Origin of the sequence: Aquamicrobium aerolatum DSM 21857 (genome assembly GCF_900113935.1) — a bacterium.
GTDB classification, from domain to species: Bacteria; Pseudomonadota; Alphaproteobacteria; order Rhizobiales; family Rhizobiaceae; genus Aerobium; species Aerobium aerolatum.
The window spans coordinates 74,270-97,905 of record NZ_FORF01000016.1 but is presented as its reverse complement, the minus strand read 5'-3'; the positions used below and the strand labels follow the sequence as shown (position 1 = coordinate 97,905).

Below are 23,636 nucleotides of genomic sequence, written 5' to 3'. Positions count from 1 at the left end.
ATGGTCTTGTGCTCTGCAGCTTCAGGCACAGCCAGGCCTTCCATCATCTGGATAAAGATGCCTTTGTCGCCCCAGCGTTTCCAGCGGTTATAAAGCGTCTTCGCCGGGCCATATTCCTTCGGCGCATCGCACCACCTGAGCCCGTTGCGGTTGACGAAGATGATGCCGCTCAGAACGCGTCGATCATCAACGCGCTGGCGACCATGGCTCTTGGGAAAATAGGGCCGAAGACGAGCCATTTGCTCGTCCGTCAGCCAAAACAAATTGCTCATCAGTCAGGCTCCTATACGCCCGTCTGAATCACACCCATTCCTCTAAATCAATGGGTCCTGAGCCTAGCGTCCGTTCGTCTGGAGCCAGGCGCGCCACTGGGCAGCGGAGCCGTTGAAGACGTTGATGTCGGCTTCGCCATTGATGCCAGGCACCTCGCCGGTGCCGGTATATTGCCAGAACAGGAACGGCTGGCGATTGTAGATGATGTCAGGGTGGTTGGCGACTGAGCGCAGCCACCACTGATATCCCTTGAACTCGTGCAGCCGATTGTCCTGATAGAAGTCGACACTGGTGTAGATGATCGGTCGCTTGCCATAGTGGCGCTCGATCATGTCAAGGAAGATCTTCATTTCCGACTGCACCGTTGCGGCGGGGGGGCGCAATTTGCAACTCGGCGACATGTGGTTCCATTCCATGTCGAGCACATGGGGAAGGCTGCCAGCCTCGCGCGGAACGTTACGGATGAACCATTGCGCCTGCTCGTGGGCAGGACGGCAGAAATAATAGAAATGATAGGCGGAACGGGGGATGCCCGCCGCGCGCGCGCCATTCCAGTGGGGCTTGAAGAATTCATCGACGCGGTCGCCGCCTTCTGTCGCCTTGATGAAGACGAAGGAAATTCCTGCATCACGGGCTTTTTGCCAGTCGACTGCGCCCTGATATTTCGAGACGTCCGTTCCATGCACGGCATAGGTCCATGGTGCGCGCCGATCCCATGGGTGCGGTTTGTGATCGCCAAAGCGCGGATGGGTGACCGCCACGTGCCCGGCGCTGACATTTGAGCCCGAAGGAGCCAGATCGGCTAGATTATAGCCTCCGGTCGTGCATGCGCTCAGAAGTATGAGCAGGCCGAGTGTCAGCAGTCGCAGCATGGATTCCCCGCAAGAGTGCGAATCAAGAATATGCCAGCTTTAGTAGAAGGACGCCCATCCGTCATCGCTGGCATTCATTCTCGATGCGCGAAACGCGCGGGCAGGATTGATTTTTCGGCTGGCCCGCACAAGACTTCACATCATTGTCATCAGGGATGACGCCGTAATACGACGAAAGCTTGAGGGGGCGACATGCGTATGCTTGGGAAAATCGTGAAATGGATTGTGCTCGTCCTCGTTGCGGCGGTGATCGCGGTCGCGGGCTGGCTGTTTGTCGCGCCTCCGGATCTTATTCGCGTCGCGACTGCCTATTCGGCCAAGATGGTTTGCTCCAATGCGTTTCTTGCCGGGCGCGACCCGCAATCGGTTCTGGCGATTGACGTTCAGGCGCCGGGGCATCCCGTTCTCGGCTATGTCACCGTCAAGGTGGATGATGCGAGCGGCACGGTCTCGGCTTCCTTGCTGGGGTTGTTCGGCGAAAGCCGCGCCGTGCATCGTCCGGGCGCGGGCTGCTCGTCTCTGCCTTCTGGTCATGAGCTGACGGCAATGCCCGCGGTTGCGGCAGGGCCAGCTCCCGACATGACAAATATCTGGCCCGAGGGGAATGTGGTCGAGCCAACGCAAGACCCGCAGCTTGCCGCTATCCTCGACGATCCGGCGATGACCGGCCCTGGCATGCGGGCAGTCGTCGTGGTTCACAACGGGCGGATCGCCGCCGAGCGTTATGGCGAAGGCTTTGCCGCCGAAACACCGCTGCTTGGCTGGTCCATGACCAAGACGGTGACGGCAGCGATCATCGGCACGCTGGTTGGGGAAGGGCGCATGTCGGTCGAGCAGGACGAGCTGTTCGAAGAGTGGACGGGGGATGACCGTGCCGCGATTACGGTTGCCGACCTGATGGCGATGTCGAGCGCACTTGAGTTCAACGAGGATTATGGCGACGTCACCGATGTGACGCGCATGCTCTATTTGCAGCCGGACATGGCAAGCTTTGCGTCTGAAAAGCCACTGGTCGGGCCGATCGGCGAGGTGTTCAACTATTCGAGCGGCACCACCGTCTTGTTGTCGCGCATCTGGCAGGATGCGTTCGACGCTCAGGCGGATGCCCTGGCCTGGCCGCGAAAGGCGATCTTCGAGCCATTGGGCATGACCAGCGCGGTTCTGGAAGCCGATGCGCGCGGCACCTATGTCGGCTCGTCCTATCTCTACGCCACCGGCCGGGACTGGGCTCGCTTCGGCGAAATGCTGCGGCTGGATGGTGCATGGGGTGGAAGCCAGATCCTGCCGGCAGGCTATGTCGACTGGATGCGCGAGGAGGCCAGCGCTTCAAAGGGTGTCTATGCACGTGGTCAGCTTTGGCTGCAGGGACCGGGGGAAGAGGACAATCTGCGTCAGGGTGTTCCGGCCGATACATTCTGGCTGCGTGGCCATGATGGGCAGTCGATAGCGGTCAGCCCGTCGAGCAATCTCGTTGTGGTGCGGCTGGGGCTGACGCCATCCAAGCATGCTTATCGCCCTCAGCCGATGATCGCAGCCTTGTCTGCCGCTTTGCAATGAGGGTTTGTGTGGCGCGACCTCAAGGCAGACTTACAGCGAGTCACACAACGTTATGAAACGGATCGGTGCGCGGAACATTCTGGTTGGGAACGCCCGGCGCAAGCTGACGGCGATTACGAAGAAGGAGATTCGCCATGAAGAAAATTGTCCTCGCTTCCCTTTCCGGTTTCGCCCTGTTGGGTCTTGCTGCCTGCAGCGACACTGACGGCACCACGACGCAGGCCGTTCCTGAGAGCGCACCGACGACGCAGGAAGCTCCCGCTGCCAATCCGAACCCGGCGACCCCGCCGCCAGCAGCGCCGACCAACTGAGCCGCAAAGCAGCGTCATCGCAGCTTTTCAAGAAAGACCGGACTTGCTCCGGTCTTTCTGTTTGTACGTCCGGATGCACCTTCTGAACGAATTGCAGTCTCGCCACCGTGCGCGATTCATCTTATGAACCTTGCATGTCGATTTGGTCCCGCATTGGTGATTTTCTGAAAACCGTTTCCGCCGACGTCCTGTCGTCGGTGATCGAGACGGTGCGCACGGTGTTTGCAGGCGATCCGGAATTGCGCCGCCGGGTGGCGTTTTCCATCGCAATGATCGCTCTGTCCGCCAAGATGGCGCGCGCGGACGGGATTGTCACCCAGAACGAGTTTCGCGCTTTCCAGGAAATCTTCATCGTCCCGCCGGAAGAAACGCGCAACGTCGCGCGCCTGTTCGATCTGGCCAAGCAGGATATTGCAGGGTTCGAGATCTATGCCGAACAACTGGCGGGTCTTTGCGGGTCGGGTGACAGGAATTGCGAGTTGCTCGAAGATATCCTTGACGGGCTGTTTCATATCGCCAAGGCGGATGGCCATGTCCACGAGAGGGAGGTCGCCTTCCTGGAGCGTGTTGCAGAAATATTTTCGATCTCCGATGAGCATTTCCAGACGATCCTGTCGCGCCATGCGGTTCTGGGCGAGGCCGATCCATGGCTGATCCTGGGGCTGGAGCGCGGCGCGTCGTTCGAGGAGGTGCGCAAGCGTTATCGCAAGATGGTTGCCGAAAATCATCCCGACCGGTTGATCGCACGCGGTGTGCCGGAGGAGTTTGTGGCGATTGCCAATGCGCGCCTTGCCTCGATCAACTCGGCCTATGAATTCATCGAGCGCAGCAGGCAAAAGGCATGACCGGTTTTGCTCCTGATTTCGCCGGGGCAGATGTTCGCGTCTCCCCGAACTTCGGACCGCGACGCGACGGCAGAACGCCGGATTGCCTGATCCTCCACTATACCGGCATGGAGAGCGGCGACGCAGCGGAAGCATGGTTGTGCTCGACCGACAGCGAAGTTTCCGCCCACTATCTCGTGCATGAAGATGGCCGTGTCGTGCAGATGGTGCGCGAAGCAGATCGGGCCTGGCACGCGGGGAAAGGTTCCTGGCGCGGGCTGACGGACGTTAACTCATTTTCCATCGGCATCGAAATCGTGAATCCCGGTCCGCTGGCAGGTTTTCCGGAGTTTCCAAACGTGCAGATGGAGGCGGTCGCGAGATTGTCATCTGACATCTGCCAACGCTGGAACATTCGACAAGAGCGCGTTCTGGCCCATTCCGATATCGCGCCGGGGCGTAAGACCGATCCGGGCGAACGCTTTCCGTGGAGCTGGCTTGCAGACCAGGGTGTCGGGCATCTGGTCGCGCCAGCGCCGGTGCGAGGGGGACGGTTCCTGGCAATGGGGGACAGCGGGCAGCCGGTGGAAGCACTGCAGTCGATGCTGTCGATTTACGGCTACGGGCTTGAAATCAGTGGCGTATTTGACCAACAGACACGCGATGTGGTCGAGGCTTTCCAGCGGCATTTCAGGCCGGCACGGGTCGATGGCGTCGCCGATCAGTCGACGATCGAGACGTTGCACAGTCTGCTGACCACGATTGAAGCCCCCGTTTCCTGAGCGCGTACAACCTCATTGAAATTTAGCAATCACTGTTACAGTGAGTCATGGAAAGTGACTTGCGGGGTCATCATTGGCCCCAAATCTCCCGGCTTATGCCCGTTCTTGCACGCGGCGCGGTGATCCCAAGCACCGAACCGTAAAAGCCTCACTGCCGCGTAGTCCCGTATCGCGGCTGAACAACAAGAACGGAAAGCATGAAAAATTTGAGCTTTGTAGCGGCAGCTCTCGTTGCCGGCCTGGTCTCCTTTGCCCCCTACGCCCACAGCACTTCGGCGCACATCATCCAGCCGACGACATCAGAATATCTGAAGGAAAAATTCCCCACTCGCTTCAATGGAAAGCCGGCTGTAGACCAGACGACGACCGCTTCCATACTGCAGGCAAAGCCCGCCAAAGATGCCCCCAAGGTGAAGCCGGCAAAGACCCGCTCATCATTTGACGCGATCATCGCCAAACATGCCCAGAAAAACGGTGTTCCGATTGCGCTCGCGCATGCGGTGGTGACCATCGAAAGCAATTATCGGCCCAATGCGCGTGGCAGCGCGGGTGAAATCGGGCTGATGCAGATCAAGCCCGCTACGGCCCGCATGATGGGCTATTCCGGTTCCGTAAAGGGTCTGTACGATCCGGAAACCAACATTCGCTTTGGCATGAAATATCTTGCAAAGGCGCAGCAGCTTGGTGGTGGCGACACGTGCAGTACGATCCTCAAATACAATGCCGGCCATGGCGCCAAGCGCATGAACAAGGTCTCGGCGGGATATTGCGCCAAGGTCAAGCGCCATATGGGCCCCGCGTGATTTGACGATATTCCCTGTTCGCTGACCGTGTTTCCGGTTGCATTTTGTGCGCCAACTCCCTTTATACGCTTGCCAGTTGGCTGGGCGGCCGCACCGGCGGGAACCGAAAGGTTGCCGGTGAGGAAAGTCCGGGCTCCAGGAAACACGGTGCCGGCTAACGGCCGGCGGGGGCGACCCCAGGGAAAGTGCCACAGAGAGAATACCGCCCGGCATGCCGGGTAAGGGTGAAAGGGTGGGGTAAGAGCCCACCGCGCGACTGGTAACAGAAGCGGCAAGGTAAACCCCACCGGGAGCAAGACCGAATAGGGATGGCGCGAGGGGAAACTCTCGGGGCGGTTTCCAGCCCAGTCATCCGGGTAGGTTGCGTGAGGTGGACGGCAACGTCCATCCAAGAAGAATGGTCGCCGCGTCGGGCTGTCTTCGGACTGCCCGGCCGTACAGAACCCGGCTTACAGGCCAACTGGCGCTTCAGTTTCCGTTCCGCATCTGCTGCGACGATCTTCCACGGATCGTCGCTTGCGCCCGCCCGTTCGAGAGCGAGATATTTCGCAGGTGGATGGAATAATCCGCCATGATGCGAGAAAGCGTTCGATAACAAGGGCTTGGAAGCTTTTCGTCAAATTTTGGCAGCAAACGAACGCACTTTGGTCATCTTGATGGCGATGAGGCGCGGAAACGACGTTTTCCGGTTGGTTCGCGCGACAATAGCGCGAGTTCCTTGGCAAGCTGTTCCAGCCCGTGCGGGTCATATCATCCGGGCAAATTCGGGCACTGGAATGCACGTTCGCCTTTGGGAATTTCAGCCCCTCTAAACCCTTCATTAAGCTTAATGGAGCATAAATACGAGGTTGCGTTTGTTCCGTCAGCGACCCGGTCGAGCACGTGGTGGTGCAGGCTAATCCCGTTGACGCCCATATAGGCCCATGTTATCCCTTGAGTGCAATCACGACTACTGTTCAGTCCAGAGTGAAGCGTATCCCAAACCGGTCATCGCCACGGCGAGCTGGCGGGGTTGCGTATGTGCTTCGTTCGGGCGGTTTGCAGGGTTTTGGTCAGCAGCAACGCGGACGCCCGAGGGCGCGAGGACAGAGGCGGCACTACAGGGTCATGGACCGTTTTCTATCCAGCGCCATCAACCGGATCGATTCGAAAGGGCGGGTTTCGGTGCCTGCGCATTTTCGTGCGGTGGTGCAGCGGCGCGGATATCAGGAACTTTATGCCTTGAAGGCGCTGGATCGACCGGCGCTCGATGTCGGTGGCCTCGATCTTCTCGACCGATACGAGCAGCGTATCGCAATGGAAGACCCGTTCATGCAGACGGCTGACGACATGTCTTTTTTTGTTCACGGCGACAGCGATTTCCTGAAGCTGGATCAGGATGGACGCATCACGGTGACGGATTTCATTCGGGACCATACTGGAATAACGTCGGACGTGGCATTTGTCGGACGCGGCACCTTCTTTCAGATTTGGGAGCCGTCCCGTCTTGCAACCTATGGGGCGCAGGTGCGGGAGCGGCTGCTGGAAATGCGCCGGGCAGGAATGTCTGGTGCTGTGGGTGGGGGCGCGGAATGATGGCGGGTCACGGCGATGAAGTTGCCGGTGGCGGACCGGCCCGCCACATTCCGGTCATGCTCGACGAAGTGCTTGCTGCCCTGAAACCAGCGGCAGGCGAGACATTCATCGACGGCACTTTCGGTGCGGGTGGCTATACGCGCGCAATCCTCGACACCGGCGCCAATGTCATAGCGATTGATCGCGACCCGGATGCGATCTCCGCCGGGCGCGATATGGAGCGCGCATTCGAGGGGCGGCTGCGCCTCGTGCATGGCGTGTTTTCGGATCTGGACCAAGTTTCGGAACAGCTTGTTGACGGGATCGTGCTCGACATCGGCATGTCCTCGATGCAGCTGGATCAGGCGGAGCGTGGCTTTTCGTTCCGGGGCGATGGTCCGCTCGACATGCGCATGGCGCAGTCAGGGCCGACGGCTGCCGATATCGTCAACAATTTCAAGGTCGGGGATCTGATCCGGATTTTCGGTTTGCTCGGCGAAGAGCGCCATGCGGGCCGTGTCGCGCGGATGATCGAGAAGCGACGCCTCATGCGACCTTTCGAGCGGACCCGCGATCTGGCCGATGCTATTGAGGGCGTTCTCGGCAACAACCCGAAAGACCGGATTCATCCCGCGACGCGCTCTTTCCAGGGCTTGCGCATTTTCGTCAATGATGAGCTGGGCCAACTAGCGCATGCTTTGTTTGCGGCGGAACGCGCGTTGAAACCGGGCGGCCGCCTCGTGGTGGTGACGTTTCATTCGCTTGAAGACCGCGTGGTCAAGAAGTTCATCACCGAGCGTTCCAGCAATGCGTCCGGTTCACGCCATTTGCCTGCTGTTGCCCAGAAGCTCCCGACCTTTGACAAGGCGGGTGGCGTGATTGCGGCCAGCGAGGCGGAGTCACGCGAAAACTCGCGCGCACGTTCGGCGAAGCTGCGCGCTGCCGTGCGCACGGATGCAGCCGCGCGGGACGAGAATATTTCACTATTTGGACTGCCGTCGCTGCCCGCGGCGGATGCAACGAGGGAAAGGTAGCGCGACGTGTTCAGAACCACGGACATTGTGCTGATCGCGGTGATGGTTGCCGCCGCGGGCTTTACCTATACCACCAAGCACAGCGCGGAAGCCGAGCTTTCGAAGCTTCGCAAGCTGGAAGCGGCGATCCGCTTCGAGGAAGACACGATTGACCTTCTGAAAGCCGACTGGAGCCTGATGACCCAGCCGGCACGGTTGCAGCGCCTTGCCGAAGCCTATCAGGGCGAACTCAAACTCGCGCCTGTCGAGGCGCATCAGTTCTCGACCATCGCCGAGCTGCCGAAGCGAGAGCTGAGAATTGAAGACCTCTTTGGTTCGGGAACCGGCGGAATGGCGACCAGCACCATCGATGGGACGACTACCAGTGGAGTGACGCCATGATCGGTCGCTGGCGGAAGAAGCGCAGACTTCAAGACAATTCCGAACCGATTGTGTTGGAAGGACTGGCGAAATCGGCTGGCGGGCAGGGGCGCACGCGCATCCTGATGACGATGGCCGTCTTCTTTGCGATCTATGGCGTCATTGCCGGCCGGCTGGTCTGGTTTGGAACGCAGGAGCTTGAACAGGGCGGACCGGGGCCGTCGCGGGTCACGGCATCACGCCCTGATATCGTCGATCGCAATGGTCAGGTTCTGGCGACCGACATCAACACCTCGTCATTGTTTGCCGAACCGCGGCGCATCGTGGATGCCGACGAAGCGCTCGAAAAGCTGCTGACGGTGCTTCCCGATCTAAATGTCGAGCAGACCTATAATCGCCTGCAGAGCGATGCCGGTTTCATGTGGTTGCGTCGTCAGCTGACGCCGCGCCAGGAGCAGGCCATCATGCAGCTGGGCATTCCCGGCATCGGCTTCCGCAGTGAAAAGCGACGTTTTTATCCCGGCGGTCCGACGGCTGCGCACATAGTCGGCCTGGTCAATGTCGACAATAAAGGCATTGCCGGGATGGAGAAATATGTTGACGACCAAGGGCTTGCCGACCTGCAGGCCAGCGGTCTGGCTGTCGCGCGCGATCTTGAGCCTGTGCGTCTGTCGATCGACCTGCGGGTGCAGCACATCGTGCGCGATGAGCTTGAACGCGCGATGGAACGCTACAAGGCGCTTGCGGCGGGCGCGGTGGTGCTGAATGCGCGCACCGGCGAAGTGCTTGCGATGGCCTCGCTGCCCGATTTCGACCCCAACAACCCGTTCAATGCGCATGAGAAGGACCGTCTCAATCGCATGTCGGCGGGCGTTTACGAGATGGGCTCGACCTTCAAGGGGTTCACCGTCGCGATGGCGCTCGAAAAGGGCACGGCCACGCTCAACAGTCGCTTTGACGCCACGCGACCGATCCAGATCGCGCGTCACACGATCCGCGACTTTCACGGCAAGGGGCGCGTGCTGACGGTTCCTGAAGTGTTCATTTTCTCCTCCAACATCGGAACGGCGCGGATGGCCGAGACGGTGGAGGTGAACGAGCACCGGGCATTTTTCCGTCAGATCGGTCTTCTCGACCGGATGGAAACGGAATTGCCGGAGGTTGCGCGGCCGACGGAGCCTGCCGAATGGAAGCGCATCAACCAGATCACCATCGCCTTCGGGCATGGCGTCGCGACCACGCCGCTTCAGACCGCCATGTCGGGCGCGGCGATGCTCAATGGCGGCAAGCTGATGCAGCCGACATTCCTGCCGCGCAGCGAAGCAGAAGCCGACCAGGTGGCACAGCAGGTGATCAGCCCGCGCACCAGCCAGATGATGCGCTACCTGTTCCGCCTGAATGTCGAAAAGGGATCGGGCAAGCGGGGCGAAGTTCCGGGCTATTTTGTCGGCGGCAAGACCGGTACGGCTGAAAAGGTCGTCAATGGCCGATATGTCAGCGGCAAGCGCTTCAACGCGTTTCTCGCCGGCTTCCCGGTCAACGATCCCGATTACGTCGTGCTGACGGTGCTTGACGAACCACAGCCGGATCGTCCCGGTGGTGGTGCGACAGCCGGTGTCAACACCACGCAGGTGGCAGCCGATATTATCCGCCGATCTGCCGCAATGCTTGGCGTAAAGCCCGATTTCGGCCATGAAAGTCAGGCCCTTCTAGTTTCTTCAAATTGATTCTTGCGCGGAAGGGGGAGTCCACGCACGGGGACAGAATACTCAAATGAAGCTTAGCCACTTCTCTTCTTTCGTTGCCCTCTCGTCTGCCGAGGCAGAACTGGACGTGATGGGGATCACGTCCGACTCGCGCAAGGTGGAGCCAGGCTTCGTGTTTGTCGCAGTCAGGGGCGCGAAGGCAGATGGCGCGCGCTTTATCGGCGATGCCGTGGCGCGCGGCGCCATCGCGGTGATTGCAGACAGGGACAGCGCCGAAAACCTGCCGGACGTTCCCGTTGCGCGTGTCGATGATCCACGCCTCGCGCTTGCAAAGGGCGCTGCCGCGTTGTTCGGGAAGCAGCCGGAGACAATGGTCGCCGTCACCGGCACCAGCGGCAAGACTTCGGTTGCCTCGTTCACACGTCAGATCTGGGAGCGGGTTGGCCACGCGGCGGCTTTCATCGGCACGACGGGCGTGGTCGCGCCGGGGCGCGATGAATATGGCTCGCTGACTACGCCGGACCCGGTCGCGCTGCACAAGCTTCTTGCCGAACTGGCGGATGAGGGTGTGACGCATGCCTCGATGGAAGCGTCGAGCCACGGCCTCGACCAGCGCCGCATTGACGGTGTTCGCCTCGCGGCGGGCGGTTTCACCAATCTTGGCCGCGACCACATGGATTATCACCCGACGGTCGAGGACTATCACGCCGCCAAGATGCGGCTTTTCACCGATCTTTTGCCAAAGGGCGCACCGGCGGTCATTTTCGCCGACGATCCGTGGTCGCAGGCGACCATCGACGTCGCAATGAGTGCCGGGCTTGATGTTTTGACGGTTGGGCGCAAGGGCGCATTTCTGGAGCTGAAGCGGGTCGAGCATGAGCGGTTCCGCCAGCGGGCGGAGATTGCATGCGGTGGGACGATTTTCGAGATCGATCTGCCGCTGGCCGGAGATTTTCAGGTTGCCAACGCATTGGTTGCAGCAGGTCTGGCGATCTCGACCGGCACCACGCCGGCACGGGCACTGCTGGCGCTGGAAGCACTCAAGGGCGCATCCGGTCGCCTCGAATTGGTAGGCACCACGGGTAACGGTGCGCCGGTCTATGTCGACTATGCACACAAGCCTGATGCGCTGGAAAACGTGCTGAAGGCGGTTCGCCCGTTCACCACCGGCCGCGTCGTCGTCGTGTTTGGCTGCGGCGGGGATCGAGATCGCGGCAAGCGACCGATCATGGGCGAGATCGCCTCGCGCCTTGCCGATGTTGCCATTGTCACCGACGACAATCCGCGTTCGGAAGAGCCGGCAAGCATTCGCGCGGCAATCATGGAAGCGGCTGAAGGTGCGCTTGAAATCGGCGACCGCCGGGCAGCGATCCGCGAGGGCGTTGCGATGCTGCATGCTGGCGATACGCTGATCGTCGCCGGCAAGGGCCATGAGGAAGGCCAGACGGTCGGCGATGTGACGCTGCCCTTCTCCGACCATGAAGAGGTGCGTCAGGCGTTGCGGGAGCTGGCGGTATGAGCACCGTCCTCTGGACTCCCGAAGCCTTTGCCGCCGCCATGGATGGCCGCCCGTTTGGCGCGGGCTCGCCAAAGATCACCGGCATCTCCATCGACACCCGCACGCTGCAACCCGGCGACGCCTTTTTCGCGATCAAGGGCGACCGTTTCGACGGCCATGATTATGCAACGGCTGCGGTGAAAGCCGGGGCGTCGATCCTGGTCGTGAATGAAAGCAAGCTGCCGGCGCTTGGTCGCATCAACGCGCCGATGATCGTCGTCAACGACGTGTTGGAAGCGCTCGAAGCGCTTGGCGTGGCCGCCCGCGAGCGCACGCGCGCCAAGGTCGTGGCTGTCACGGGTTCTGTCGGCAAGACGACCACCAAGGAAGCCCTGCGGGTTGCGCTCGGAGCGATCGGGCGGGTGCACGCATCCGACAAATCGTTCAACAATCACTGGGGTGTGCCGCTGACGCTGGCGCGGATGCCCGAAGATTGCGACTACGCGGTGTTCGAGATCGGGATGAACCATCCGGGCGAAATCAGCCGGCTGGTCAGCTTCGTGCGCCCGCATATCGCGATGATCACGGTGATCGCACCGGCGCATCTCGGCTTCTTCGACAGTCTCGAACAGATTGCGCGCGCCAAGGCCGAAATCTTCGAAGGCGTTGTGCGCGATGGTCACGTCCTGCTCAATCGCGACGACCGGCAATGGCCGTTTCTGGAGCAAAGCGCCCGCGACGGGCGTGTCGCGCATGTCTGGAGCTTCGGCGAGAATGCGCGCTCGACGTTCCGTCTGGTCGGTTTCCAGCCGCATGATGCGGGATCGGAAATCGTCATGCGGATGGCGGGACGCGAACTTGCATTCACCGTGGGCGCACCGGGCCGCCATATCGCGCAGGACATGCTGGCGGTGATGGGGACGGTCTATCTGGCAGGTGGCGATATCGAGAAGGCCGCCGAGGCGCTGGCCGGGTTCCACGCAGAGCGCGGCAGAGGCCAGCGCAGCGTGCTGCGCCATCCTTCGGGCCGCGAAATCGTGCTGATCGACGAGAGCTACAACGCCAATCCCGTCTCGATGAAGGCGGCGCTGGAATTGCTGGCGGAGGCGACAGTGCCTGAAGGCGGACGGCGCATCGCGGTTCTCGGCGATATGCTGGAACTGGGCGAACATTCGCGCAAGCTGCATCAGGCGCTGGCAAGCGTTCTGCGCACCGCGCGCGCCGATGTCGTCATGCTCGCCGGACCGGAAATGAAGGCGCTGGCAGACGTGCTGCCCGACGAAATGCATGTCGTGCACAAGGACACTGTGGACGCGCTCAAGCCGCTGCTGCTCGACACCATTCGTGCCGATGACGTCGTGATGATCAAGTCATCGAACGGTATCGGTTTTTCCAAGCTCGTGGATGCGCTGAAGCGTGACTACCCGGTGGCTGCTCCGGCACTCACCGCCAACAAAGACCAGTAAGCAAGAAGGTCGGGGACTTAGCCAATGCTGATGATGCTCGTAGGGCTGGCCGACCAGGTTTCGGCCTTCAACGTCTTCCGATATATCACTTTTCGGACTGGTGGAGCGCTGATTACGTCGGCGCTCATTGTCTTCATGTTCGGCCCGATGATCATCGATTCGCTGCGTATCCGGCAGGGTCGCGGACAGCCGATCCGCGCCGATGGCCCGCAGACGCATTTCAAGAAGGCCGGGACGCCCACCATGGGCGGGCTGATGATGCTGACCGGCATCGTCGGCGCGGTTGCCTTGTGGGGAAACCTGTCCAGCACGCTCGTCTGGGTGGTGATGCTGGTCATGCTGGGCTTCGGTGCGATCGGCTTTTACGACGATTATCTCAAGGTCACCAAGCAGTCGCATATGGGCTTTTCGGGCAAGGCGCGGCTTGGCATCGAGTTCCTGATCGCCGGCATTGCCGCCTGGGTGATCATGCGGTCCGGTAACGCACCGTTCTCGTCGTCGCTGACCTTTCCGTTCGTGAAGGACTTCGTCCTCAACCTTGGCATCTTCTTCGTGCCGTTTGCCGCCTTCGTCATGGTCGGTGCCGGTAATGCGGTCAACATGACCGACGGGCTCGACGGTCTTGCCATCGTGCCGGTGATGGTGGCGGCGGCTTCCTTCGGCGTCATTGCCTATCTTGCCGGTAACGCGGTATTTGCCGAATATCTGCAGATCCACTTTACCCCCGGCACTGGTGAACTCGCAGTCGTGCTCGGCGCGGTGATCGGCGCGGGCCTCGGCTTCCTGTGGTTCAACGCCCCGCCGGCGGCGATCTTCATGGGCGATACCGGTTCGCTGGCGCTGGGTGGCCTGATCGGCGCCATTGCGGTTGCGGCCAAGCACGAGATCGTGCTGGCCATCATCGGCGGCCTGTTCGTCGTCGAGATCATGTCGGTGATCATCCAGGTCGGCTGGTTCAAGCTGACCGGCAAGCGCGTCTTCCTGATGGCGCCGATCCATCACCATTTCGAAAAGCTCGGCTGGACCGAAAGCCAGGTGGTGATCCGTTTCTGGATCATTGCGGTCATTCTGGCGCTGATCGGCCTGTCCACGCTCAAGCTGAGATAGACCAATGATCGCGGCAACGACGTTTCACGGCAAGAAGGTCGCGCTGTTCGGGCTCGGTGGGTCCGGACTGGCAACCGCGCGTGCGCTGGTCGCAGGAGGCGCGGAAATTGTCGCCTGGGACGACAACCCGATCAGTGTCGAGAAGGCGCAAGGCGAGGGCATTAATGTTGCCGACCTCGCCCAGATCGACTGGTCTTCGCTATCGGCGTTCGTGCTGTCGCCCGGCGTGCCGCTGACGCATCCCAAGCCGCACTGGACCGTCGATCTTGCCCATCAAGCGGGCGTCGAGATTATCGGCGACGTGGAACTGTTCGCACGCGAGCGGGCAGCACACGCGCCTGACGCCCCGCTGATCGCCATCACCGGCACGAATGGCAAATCGACGACCACGGCGCTGATTGCGCATATCATCGCCGCATCGGGACGCAACGCGCAGATGGGCGGGAATATTGGCCGCGCGGTGATGACGCTCGACGCACCGGCCAGGGATTGCTTCTACGTCATCGAATGCTCGTCCTATCAGATCGAGCTGGCACCGTCGCTCAACCCGACTGCCGGCATCCTCCTCAACCTGACGCCGGACCATCTCGATCGCCACGGCACGATGCAGCGTTATGCCCAGATCAAGGAACGGTTGGTGGCCGGGTCCGCCACCGCGATCATCGGGGTCGACGACGATTATTGCAGGCAGATCGCCGACCGGCTGGAAAGCGCCGGGAAGAACATCGTGCGGATTTCGAAAGATTCGCCGCTGGTGGACGGATATTTCGCGAAGGGCGCAGCACTCATCCGCGCTGGCGCAGGGACGAGCAGGGCGGTCGTATCGCTGGCCGATATCGGATCGCTGCGCGGCGCGCACAATGCGCAGAACGCGCTTGCCGCTGTCGCCGCCTGCCTGAGTGTCGGGCTCGATCTTGAGGAAATTCAAGCCGGGTTGAGAAGCTTCCCCGGCCTTGCACACCGTATGGAGCAGGTCGGGCGACGCGGCAACGTGCTGTTCATCAACGATTCCAAGGCCACCAATGCGGAGGCTTCCGCGCCGGCGCTGGCAAGCTTTGCGCGCATACACTGGATCGTCGGCGGTTTGCCGAAAGAGGGCGGGATCGAGGCGCTGCGTTCATTCTTTCCGCGCATCGCCAAGGCCTATCTGATCGGCGAGGCCGCACCGGCATTTGCCGCGACCCTTGGCAGCGACGCTCCGTTCGAAATCTCCGGCACGCTTGACGAAGCGTTGCAGCACGCTGCACGCGACGCTGCGCAAGAGGCTGCGGGCGACGAGGCGGTGGTGATGCTGTCGCCTGCCTGCGCCAGTTTCGACCAGTTCAGAAATTTCGAGGTGCGGGGCGACGCTTTTCGCGACGCCGTCCTTGCTCTTGAGGGTATCGAGCCAATCGGAGGATCACGCTGATGGTCAGTCGCGTTGATAGGGGGCCTGTAGCCAACTGGTGGTGGACGATCGACCGCTGGTTCTTCGCCGCCTTCCTTGTGCTGATGGGGATGGGGATCGTCCTGTCGTTTGCGGCATCGCCCGCGGTCGCCGAGCGCATCGGCCTCGACAGCTATCACTTCGTCATCCGGCAGATGACCTTCATGGTCCCTGCAGTGATCGTGATGATCGGCGTGTCGTTCCTGTCTGCGCGCCATGTCCGGAGACTGGCATTGTTCATGCTCGCCGGTGCGCTGGTCCTGATGTTTGCTGCGCTATATTTCGGCGTTGAGATCAAGGGTTCCCGGCGCTGGGTTCATCTCGCCGGCATTTCGATCCAGCCCTCCGAATACATGAAACCGGCTTTTGTTGTGATTTGCGCGTGGCTGTTTTCCGAGCATACGCGACAGTCTGAAATGCCGGGCAATCTCTTTGCCATGCTGCTGCTCGGTGTCGTGCTGGCGCTGCTGATCGCCCAGCCCGACCTTGGCCAGACCTTGCTGGTTCTGGCGACCTGGGGCGTGATGTTCTTCATGGCCGGAATGCCATGGTTCTGGATCGTGGTTCTGGGCGGCGCGGGTATCAGCGTGGGGCTCGTCGCCTATAGCGCCTTTCCGCACGTTGCCGGTCGTATCGACCGCTTTCTGACCGGCGAGGGCGACACGTATCAGGTGGATATGGGGCGCGAAGCCCTGCTGCGGGGCGGCTGGCTGGGGCAAGGACCGGGCGAGGGCACGGTCAAGCGCATCCTGCCTGACAGCCACACCGACTTCGTGTTCGCGGTTGCCGGTGAAGAGTTCGGCCTTGTCGTCTGCCTGCTGATTGCGGGGCTGTTTGCGTTCGTGGTGTTGCGCGGCTTGAACAAGTCGCTGAATGAAACCGACGACTTCGCCCGCTATGCCGTCGGCGGCCTCGTGGTGCTGTTCGGCCTGCAGTCGATCATCAACATGGGCGTGAACCTCAATCTGTTGCCGGCCAAGGGAATGACCTTGCCGTTTGTCTCCTATGGCGGCTCGTCGCTGATCGCGATGGCGATCTCGATGGGCATGCTGCTCGCATTGACCCGAAAAGATCCGCAAAAGCGCATGCGGACGGGTAAACCGCGCTCGACGCGCTTTATGCAGCCGGCAGAATGATGACGAAGGGCACCATCCTCCTTGCCGCCGGAGGCACGGGCGGGCACCTGTTTCCGGCCGAGGCGCTGTCGCATGAACTGATCGCGCGTGGCTGGGACGTGCATCTGGCCACCGACAGCCGCGCCGAACGCTATGCCGGGACGTTTCCAGCCACGGCTCTGCATGCGATCCCGTCGGCAACCATCGGCTCGAAGAACCCGCTGGCGTTGGCGCGCGCGTTCTGGACGATCTGGCGCGGTGCGCAGGAAGCTGGCCGGGTGATCGGCAAGATCAAGCCGAAGGCGGTGGTCGGCTTTGGCGGTTATCCGACCCTGCCGCCGCTCTGGGCAGCGACGCGGCGCAACGTGCCGACGCTGGTGCATGAGCAGAACGCGGTGATGGGGCGTGCCAACAGGGCGCTGGCCGCGCGTGTGACCGCGATTGCAGGTGGCTTTCTGGCGGCCTCTGGCGCCAATGCCGGCAAGATCATCGAGACAGGCAACCCGGTGCGTCCGGCGGTTCTGAAAGCTGCGGCGACGCCCTATCGGGCGTCTTCCGACGGCGAGCCATTTCATCTGCTGGTGTTTGGCGGCAGCCAGGGTGCGCAGTTCTTTTCGGATGCCATCCCGGCAGCGATTGCCCTGTTGCCGCAGGAATTGCGCGCGCGGTTGCGCGTCACCCAGCAGGCGCGGGCGGAAGACGCCCAGCGCACCATCGCGGCTTATGACGCGCTGGGTATCCAGGCTGACATCTCGCCATTCTTCACCGACATGGCGCAGCGGATGGCGCAGGCGCAGCTGGTGATCTCGCGCTCGGGCGCATCGACCGTTTCGGAGATTGCCACCATCGGCCGGCCGGCGATGCTGGTGCCCTATCCTCACGCGCTCGACCATGATCAGGCCGCAAATGCGGCGGCGCTGGAGCGGGCCGGGGGCGCGGAGGTTTGCCCGCAATCCGGGCTCTCGCCTGAGGTGATTGCGCAGAAGCTGGCGGCCTATATGACCGACGCCGCGCGCAGCGCGCAGATGGCGCAAGCGGCGCGTTCGGTCGGCAAGCCGAACGCCACGCAGTTGCTTGCAGACCTCGTGGAGGCTATTGCGTCGGGCGAATCCATTGCTCAGTTCAAAGGAAGGACCCGCGCATGAAAATGCCGCAGACAATCGGCGTCGTGCATTTCATCGGCATTGGCGGCATCGGCATGAGCGGCATCGCAGAGGTGCTGCACAATCTGGGCTATCAGGTGCAGGGCTCCGACCAGGCAGACAGCGCCAATGTGCAGCGTCTGCGCGACAAGGGCATCACCTGCTTTGTCGGCCACACCGCTGATAATCTCGGCGACGCCGAAGTCGTCGTCGTTTCGACGGCGGTGAAGAAGACCAACCCGGAACTGATCGCCGCGCGCGAAAAGCTGCTGCCAATCGTGCGGCGTGCCGAAATGCTCGCCGAGCTGATGCGTTTTCGCAATGCCATCGCGATTGGTGGCACCCACGGCAAGACGACCACGACCTCGATGGTCGCGACGCTGCTTGAGGCCGGTGGGCTGGACCCGACCGTCGTCAATGGCGGCATCATCAACGCCTATGGCACCAATGCGCGCATGGGCGGGGGCGAGTGGATGGTGGTGGAGGCCGACGAAAGCGACGGCACCTTCCTGAAACTGCCCGCCGATATTGCGGTCATCACCAATATCGACCCGGAGCACCTCGACCATTACGGCTCGTTCGACAAGGTTCGCGACGCGTTTCGCCAGTTTGTCGAGAACGTGCCGTTCTACGGCTTCGGCGTCATGTGCATTGACCATCCGGAAGTGCAGGCGCTGGTCTCGCGCATCGGCGACCGCCGGGTCGTGACCTATGGCGAAAACAAACATGCGGATGTGCGGTTCTCCAATATCCGCATGGATGGCGTGACGTCGATTTTCGACGTCAGCATTCGCGACCGCAAGACCGGGCAGGAAAAGACGATTGAGGCGCTGCGCCTGCCGATGCCGGGTCGCCACAACATCTCCAACGCAACGGCGGCGATTGCGGTTGCGCATGAGCTGGGACTGTCGTCCGAGGCGATTGCGCGCGGCCTGTCGTCGTTTGGCGGCGTGAAGCGGCGCTTCACCAATACCGGCTCGTGGAATGGCGTCGAGATCTTTGACGATTACGGCCACCATCCGGTCGAGATCAAGGCGGTGCTGCGCGCGGCGCGTGATGCCTGCAAGGGCCGCGTTATCGCCATTGCCCAGCCGCACCGGTTCACGCGTTTGCGTGACCTGTTCGACGAGTTCGCCGCCTGCTTCAACGACGCGGACACGGTGATGGTCGCGCCGGTCTATGCGGCTGGCGAGGAGCCGATCGAGGGCGTGTCGTCCGAAACGCTGGTGTCGCGCATTCGCGCCGGCGGTCACAGGGACGCGCGCCATATCGCAGGCGCCGAGGCCATCGCGCCGCTGGTGCGGGAACTGGCGCAGCCGGGCGATCTGGTGATCCTCCTGGGTGCTGGCAACATCACGCAGTGGGCCTATGCACTTCCCGCAGAACTGGGGGCTGGCGGATGACCAAGGGGACGGCGCTGCTTGAGCGTCTTGGCGGGGCGGTTGCAGACATTCGTGGGCGCTTCACGCCCGACGCGCCGATGGAAGCGATCACCTGGTTTCGCGCTGGCGGTCCGGCAGACCTGCTTTTCCAGCCAGCCGACGAGGACGATCTGGCGGCGTTCCTGAAGATTCTGCCTGCGGACGTTCCGGTCATGGTGGTCGGCATCGGCTCCAACCTTTTGGTGCGCGAAGGCGGCATCAGAGGCGTTGTGATCCGCTTGTCGGCCAAAGGCTTCGGCGCGGTCGAGATCCTGTCTGAGACGCGTCTGCGGGCCGGCACGGCGGTGCCTGACAAGCGCGTCGCGGCGGCGGCGCTCGATGCGGGCATTGGCGGCTTCCATTTCTATCACGGCATTCCTGGAGCCATCGGCGGCGCGTTGCGGATGAATGCCGGGGCGAACGGTGTCGAAACCCGCGAGCGGGTCGTCTCGGTGCGCGCTGTCGACAGGTCGGGAACGGTGCACACGCTGACCAATGAGGAGATGGGCTACGCCTATCGCCATTCATCGGCAGCCAAAGAGCTGATTTTCGTTTCGGCGGAGTTCGAGGGCTATCGCGAAGACCCTGCCGTGATCCGCGCGGCGATGGACGAGGTGCAGAACCATCGCGAGACGGTCCAGCCGATCCGCGAAAAGACCGGCGGGTCGACTTTCAAGAACCCCGAAGGCAGTTCGGCGTGGAAGGAAGTCGACAAGGCCGGGTGCCGGGGGCTGATGATCGGTGGCGCGCAAATGTCGCCCATGCATTGCAATTTCATGATCAACACCGGTTCCGCGACTGGTTATGATCTTGAATATCTTGGCGAAACCGTACGCTCCCGCGTGCTTGAAACTTCGGGCATCAAGCTCGAATGGGAAATCAAGCGCGTCGGTGAGTTCAAGCCGGAACGCACGGTCCAGGAATTTCTCGGACAGTTCATCTGAATCCCGCTTTGCCTGAGGTGACGGGAGAACAAACCATAAACCGGAATCCGGTTTATGGCCGGTCTTCCCGCGATTGTCGCAAAAAGTGAATCTTCGCTGAATCTCAAGGGCTTGCCACGGAATCCAAGCTCTGATTCCTTAGGGACGAATCGTTTCCTTGTTTTGAGTCGAGGGTGGGACGCCAGCGGAGCCTTTCCGCAGGAGACTCGGACTCAAACCAGGGGGCAGGATGCGTCGTCGGCCGAGGGGATTTCCGCATATGACGAAAAAGCACGTGGCTGTATTGATGGGCGGATTTTCGTCCGAGCGGCCAGTCTCCTTGTCATCAGGTGCGGCCTGTGCAGATGCGCTCGAGGCGGAAGGTTACCGCGTGACGCGCGTCGATGTCGGGCGCGATGTAGCCCGTGTTCTGGCCGACCTGCGCCCTGATGTGGCGTTCAATGCGTTGCACGGCCCCTACGGGGAAGACGGCACAATTCAGGGCATCCTCGAATATCTGGAAATTCCCTACACCCATTCCGGTGTGCTGGCTTCGGCGCTGGCGATGAACAAGGAACAGGCCAAGAAGGTAGCCAAGGCGGCGGGTATCCCGGTTGCCGAATCGCTGGTTCTCGACCGCTTCGAGATCGGCAATGAGCATCCGATGAAGCCGCCTTACGTGGTCAAGCCGGTGAATGAGGGGTCGAGCTTCGGCGTCGTGATCGTTCAGGAGGATCAGACGCATCCGCCGCAGGTGATTACGTCGTCGGACTGGCGCTACGGTGATTCCGTCATGGTCGAGCGATTCGTCCATGGGCGGGAGCTGACCTGCGCCGTGATGGGCGATGTGGCGCTCGGCGTGACCGAGATCGTGCCGGTCGGTCATGCATTCTACGACTATGACGCAAAATATGTTGCCGGCGGCTCAAAGCACGAATGCCCCGCGAAAGTTTCACCCTTTATTTACCAAAAAGTACAAACATTGGCGCTTAAGGCCCATCAGGTAATTGGCTGCCGCGGCGTGTCCCGTTCCGACTTCAGATACGACGACCGGTTTTCCGAAAATGGTGAGTTGATCTGGCTGGAGGTGAACACGCAGCCCGGCATGACTCCAACGTCGCTGGTGCCTGAGATTGCCGCGGAAGCTGGTCATAGTTTTGGTGAATTGCTGAGTTGGATGGTGGAGGACGCTTCTTGTTCTCGTTGACGTCAGGGCGTGTGACTGATTCTGCCGTGCGTACGCGTGGTGGCTGGGGAATGATCCCTGGCGGTTTTGTGTTGCCGCGCTTGCTGCGCAGGCCGGCGCGTCTTGCCGCGCGTGTGTGGTCGGGCGAGGTCGCGCTGCCATCCTTTGCCATGGCGACGCTGTCGGTGGCGCTCATCGGATCGTTCAGTGCCTATGGCACGGTCGTTGGCGGTCATCTGCCTGCCGTGGTGCAGGCCGTGACCGCGCGCACCGGTTTTGCGATCGACGAGATTCGCGTCAGTGGAAATCATGAAACCTCCGAGATCGACATCTTCGATCGCGTCGGCCTCGATGGCTGGACGTCGCTGGTCGGGTTCGATCCCGAGGAAGCGCGCGAGCGGATCGCCAGCCTGCCATGGGTGGAGAGCGTTTCGGTGCGCAAGGTCTATCCCGCAACGCTCGAAGTGAAGGTCGTCGAGAAGGCACCGTTCGCATTGTGGCAGCAGGGCAGCCGGCTTTCGGTGGTCGAGCAGAGCGGCGAAATCATTGCGCCGCTGGCAGGCTCGCGCCATCTCGATCTGCCGCTGATCGTCGGCGCCGGAGCGCCGGAACATGCAGTGTCGTTTGTGGCGATGGTTGCCGGTTATCCGCAGCTTGCAACGCGCGTGCGCGGTTATGTTCGCGTCTCCGAGCGTCGCTGGGATCTGCGTCTGGACAACGGCATGACGATCAATCTTCCGGAAACCGGAGAAGAGCGGGCGCTTGCCGATCTGGTGGCGCTGGATGCCCGCGATGAGTTGCTGTCGCGCGATGTCGAGTCGATCGACATGCGGTTCAGCGACCGCCTTGTCGTCAAGCTTTCGCCTGACGCGGCAACGGCGCGCGAGGCGACCCTGAAAGAACGCCTGGGCAAGCAGTACCGGCCAGCTGGAGAAAACATATGAGCTGGCTCGGTTCATCGAAAGACAAGGCTGCCGGCCGTTCGGGTATCGTGACGGTTCTGGATGTCGGCTCCAGCAAGGTGTGCTGCGTCATCGGACGCCTGCGCCCGCGTGAGGAGAGCGAGCATCTGCCGGGCCGCACCCATGCGATCAAGGTGATCGGCATCGGTCATCAGAAGGCGCTTGGCATCAAGTCTGGTGTCATCGTCGATCTGGCGCTGGCCGAGCAGTCGATCCGCCTTGCGGTCGATGCCGCCGAGCGCATGGCTGGCCTGACGGTCGAGTCGCTGTTCGTCAATGTGTCGGCGGGACGCCTGAAAAGCTCGGTGCTGTCATCGTCGATCAATCTTGGGGGCCATGAGGCCGGCGAGGGCGACATCAAGCGCGTGTTGCAGGCTGGCGCACGCCAGGCGCTGCGCGTCGAGCGCGAGGTGGTGCATTCGCTGCCAATCGGCTTCTCGCTGGATCTGGAACGCGGTGTTCGCAATCCGCGCGGCATGATCGGCGACACGCTGGGCGTCGACATGCATGTTTTGACCGCCGACGCTGCGCCGCTGCGCAATCTCGAGCTTTGCGTCAACCGTGCGCATCTGTCGGTCGAGCGGATGGTGGCAACGCCTTACGCCAGCGGATTGTCGGCTCTGGTCGATGACGAAGCGGAAATGGGCGCGGCCTGCATCGACATGGGCGGCGGCACGACGACGCTGTCGATCTTTGCGGAAGGCAAGTTCGTTTATGCGGACGTGCTGCCGATTGGCGGCAACCACGTCACGATGGACCTTGCACGCGGCCTGTCGACGCGCCGCGAGCATGCGGAGCGGCTCAAGGTGATGCAGGGCTCGGCCCTGCCGATGAGCGACGACGATCGCGATATGGTGACGCTGCTGCCGATGGGGCCGGATGACGGTGAAATGCCGTTGCAGGCACCGCGCGCCGTCATGAACAGGATCATTCGCGCACGGGTCGAGGAGACCCTGGAAATCGTGCGTGACAGACTTCACCGGTCCGGTTTCGGATCAGTGGTTGGCAAGCGTGTGGTGCTGACCGGAGGGGCGAGCCAGTTGGCCGGCCTGCCGGAAGCTGCGCGGCGAATTCTCGCGCGCAATGTGCGGCTTGGGCGGCCGCTCGGCGTCATGGGCCTGCCTGAAGCGGCAAAGGGACCAGCATTCGCGACGATTGTCGGCTTGCTGATCTATCCGCAGGTAACGAGTTTCGAGAGCAGTTTCGGCGGCGGGGGTGGCTTGCGTTTCAGGGCCACGGGAACAGGCGGTCGGCTCGGGCGTATGAGTCAGTGGTTCAGAGATAGTTTCTAAAAATCAGCAGCGGGGGCCAGCC

General features: G+C 61.7%; 22 protein-coding genes and 1 other RNA gene. 21 read left to right on the top strand and 2 right to left on the bottom strand.

Features of this window, described 5'->3' with window-relative positions; all coding sequences use genetic code 11:
- Nucleotides 1–272, bottom strand: a 272-nt coding sequence (locus BMZ42_RS13840) for a transposase (RefSeq protein ID WP_139207906.1), incomplete at its 3' end; no start/stop codon positions are given.
- A gap of 63 nt (nt 273–335) precedes the next feature.
- Complete coding sequence (locus tag BMZ42_RS13835; RefSeq protein WP_091523503.1) at nt 336–1,145, bottom strand: glycoside hydrolase family 25 protein; 810 nt, start codon at nt 1,143–1,145, stop codon at nt 336–338.
- Nucleotides 1,146–1,337: 192 nt separating this feature from the next.
- Between BMZ42_RS13835 and BMZ42_RS13830 the strand changes: the two genes are divergently transcribed.
- From BMZ42_RS13830 to ftsA, 21 genes are all read left to right on the top strand, one after another.
- Nucleotides 1,338–2,702, top strand: coding sequence for a serine hydrolase domain-containing protein (locus BMZ42_RS13830; protein ID WP_091523501.1), 1,365 nt, complete (start codon nt 1,338–1,340; stop codon nt 2,700–2,702).
- Between the two features lie 134 nt (nt 2,703–2,836).
- A complete protein-coding gene (locus BMZ42_RS18050) occupies nt 2,837–3,013 on the top strand; it encodes a hypothetical protein (RefSeq protein WP_175556727.1) in 177 nt (58 codons plus the stop codon).
- A gap of 134 nt (nt 3,014–3,147) precedes the next feature.
- Complete coding sequence (locus tag BMZ42_RS13825) at nt 3,148–3,858, top strand: J domain-containing protein (RefSeq protein ID WP_091523498.1); 711 nt, start codon at nt 3,148–3,150, stop codon at nt 3,856–3,858.
- Nucleotides 3,855–4,619, top strand: a complete 765-nt coding sequence (locus tag BMZ42_RS13820) for an N-acetylmuramoyl-L-alanine amidase (RefSeq protein ID WP_091523496.1) — start codon at nt 3,855–3,857, stop codon at nt 4,617–4,619. Before BMZ42_RS13825 ends, BMZ42_RS13820 begins: the two co-directional genes overlap by 4 nt.
- A 197-nt stretch (nt 4,620–4,816) precedes the next feature.
- Entirely contained in the window at nt 4,817–5,422 is a 606-nt protein-coding gene (locus BMZ42_RS13815; protein ID WP_091523494.1) for a lytic transglycosylase domain-containing protein, read from the top strand.
- A 72-nt stretch (nt 5,423–5,494) separates the two neighbouring features.
- Nucleotides 5,495–5,890: RNase P RNA component class A (gene rnpB, locus BMZ42_RS13810), an RNA gene on the top strand.
- A gap of 639 nt (nt 5,891–6,529) precedes the next feature.
- Nucleotides 6,530–6,997, top strand: a complete 468-nt coding sequence (gene mraZ, locus BMZ42_RS13805) for a division/cell wall cluster transcriptional repressor MraZ (RefSeq protein WP_091523491.1) — start codon at nt 6,530–6,532, stop codon at nt 6,995–6,997.
- On the top strand, nt 6,994–8,010 hold the full coding sequence (rsmH, locus tag BMZ42_RS13800; RefSeq protein WP_091523488.1) for a 16S rRNA (cytosine(1402)-N(4))-methyltransferase RsmH: 1,017 nt from the start codon (nt 6,994–6,996) through the stop codon (nt 8,008–8,010). Before mraZ ends, rsmH begins: the two co-directional genes overlap by 4 nt.
- Before the next feature lie 6 nt (nt 8,011–8,016).
- A complete protein-coding gene (gene ftsL, locus BMZ42_RS13795; protein WP_091523487.1) occupies nt 8,017–8,391 on the top strand; it encodes a cell division protein FtsL in 375 nt (124 codons plus the stop codon).
- Nucleotides 8,388–10,097 carry a peptidoglycan D,D-transpeptidase FtsI family protein gene (locus tag BMZ42_RS13790; RefSeq protein WP_091523484.1) on the top strand — a complete coding sequence of 570 codons (1,710 nt, stop codon included), beginning with the start codon at nt 8,388–8,390 and terminating at the stop codon, nt 10,095–10,097. Before ftsL ends, BMZ42_RS13790 begins: the two co-directional genes overlap by 4 nt.
- Nucleotides 10,098–10,143: 46 nt before the next feature.
- Entirely contained in the window at nt 10,144–11,595 is a 1,452-nt protein-coding gene (locus BMZ42_RS13785) for a UDP-N-acetylmuramoyl-L-alanyl-D-glutamate--2,6-diaminopimelate ligase (RefSeq protein ID WP_091523482.1), read from the top strand.
- Complete coding sequence (locus BMZ42_RS13780) at nt 11,592–13,040, top strand: UDP-N-acetylmuramoylalanyl-D-glutamyl-2,6-diaminopimelate--D-alanyl-D-alanine ligase (RefSeq protein ID WP_091523480.1); 1,449 nt, start codon at nt 11,592–11,594, stop codon at nt 13,038–13,040. The genes BMZ42_RS13785 and BMZ42_RS13780 overlap by 4 nt, the downstream gene beginning before the upstream one ends.
- Before the next feature lie 24 nt (nt 13,041–13,064).
- Nucleotides 13,065–14,147, top strand: coding sequence for a phospho-N-acetylmuramoyl-pentapeptide-transferase (gene mraY, locus BMZ42_RS13775; RefSeq protein WP_091523477.1), 1,083 nt, complete (start codon nt 13,065–13,067; stop codon nt 14,145–14,147).
- A 4-nt stretch (nt 14,148–14,151) separates the two neighbouring features.
- Complete coding sequence (murD, locus tag BMZ42_RS13770) at nt 14,152–15,555, top strand: UDP-N-acetylmuramoyl-L-alanine--D-glutamate ligase (protein ID WP_091523474.1); 1,404 nt, start codon at nt 14,152–14,154, stop codon at nt 15,553–15,555.
- On the top strand, nt 15,555–16,709 hold the full coding sequence (gene ftsW, locus BMZ42_RS13765; protein WP_091523472.1) for a putative lipid II flippase FtsW: 1,155 nt from the start codon (nt 15,555–15,557) through the stop codon (nt 16,707–16,709). Before murD ends, ftsW begins: the two co-directional genes overlap by 1 nt.
- Nucleotides 16,709–17,833, top strand: a complete 1,125-nt coding sequence (gene murG, locus BMZ42_RS13760; protein ID WP_091523470.1) for an undecaprenyldiphospho-muramoylpentapeptide beta-N-acetylglucosaminyltransferase — start codon at nt 16,709–16,711, stop codon at nt 17,831–17,833. Before ftsW ends, murG begins: the two co-directional genes overlap by 1 nt.
- Nucleotides 17,830–19,233, top strand: coding sequence for a UDP-N-acetylmuramate--L-alanine ligase (murC, locus tag BMZ42_RS13755; RefSeq protein WP_091523467.1), 1,404 nt, complete (start codon nt 17,830–17,832; stop codon nt 19,231–19,233). The genes murG and murC overlap by 4 nt, the downstream gene beginning before the upstream one ends.
- Nucleotides 19,230–20,195, top strand: a complete 966-nt coding sequence (gene murB, locus BMZ42_RS13750) for a UDP-N-acetylmuramate dehydrogenase (protein ID WP_091523465.1) — start codon at nt 19,230–19,232, stop codon at nt 20,193–20,195. The genes murC and murB overlap by 4 nt, the downstream gene beginning before the upstream one ends.
- A 259-nt stretch (nt 20,196–20,454) precedes the next feature.
- Nucleotides 20,455–21,381, top strand: a complete 927-nt coding sequence (locus BMZ42_RS13745; protein WP_091523463.1) for a D-alanine--D-alanine ligase — start codon at nt 20,455–20,457, stop codon at nt 21,379–21,381.
- The gene (locus BMZ42_RS13740) at nt 21,369–22,304 is read left to right on the top strand and encodes a cell division protein FtsQ/DivIB (protein ID WP_420492474.1); all 936 of its coding nucleotides are present in this window, start codon (nt 21,369–21,371) and stop codon (nt 22,302–22,304) included. Before BMZ42_RS13745 ends, BMZ42_RS13740 begins: the two co-directional genes overlap by 13 nt.
- Nucleotides 22,301–23,614, top strand: a complete 1,314-nt coding sequence (ftsA, locus tag BMZ42_RS13735) for a cell division protein FtsA (RefSeq protein ID WP_091523460.1) — start codon at nt 22,301–22,303, stop codon at nt 23,612–23,614. Before BMZ42_RS13740 ends, ftsA begins: the two co-directional genes overlap by 4 nt.
- Nucleotides 23,615–23,636 lie beyond the last annotated feature (22 nt).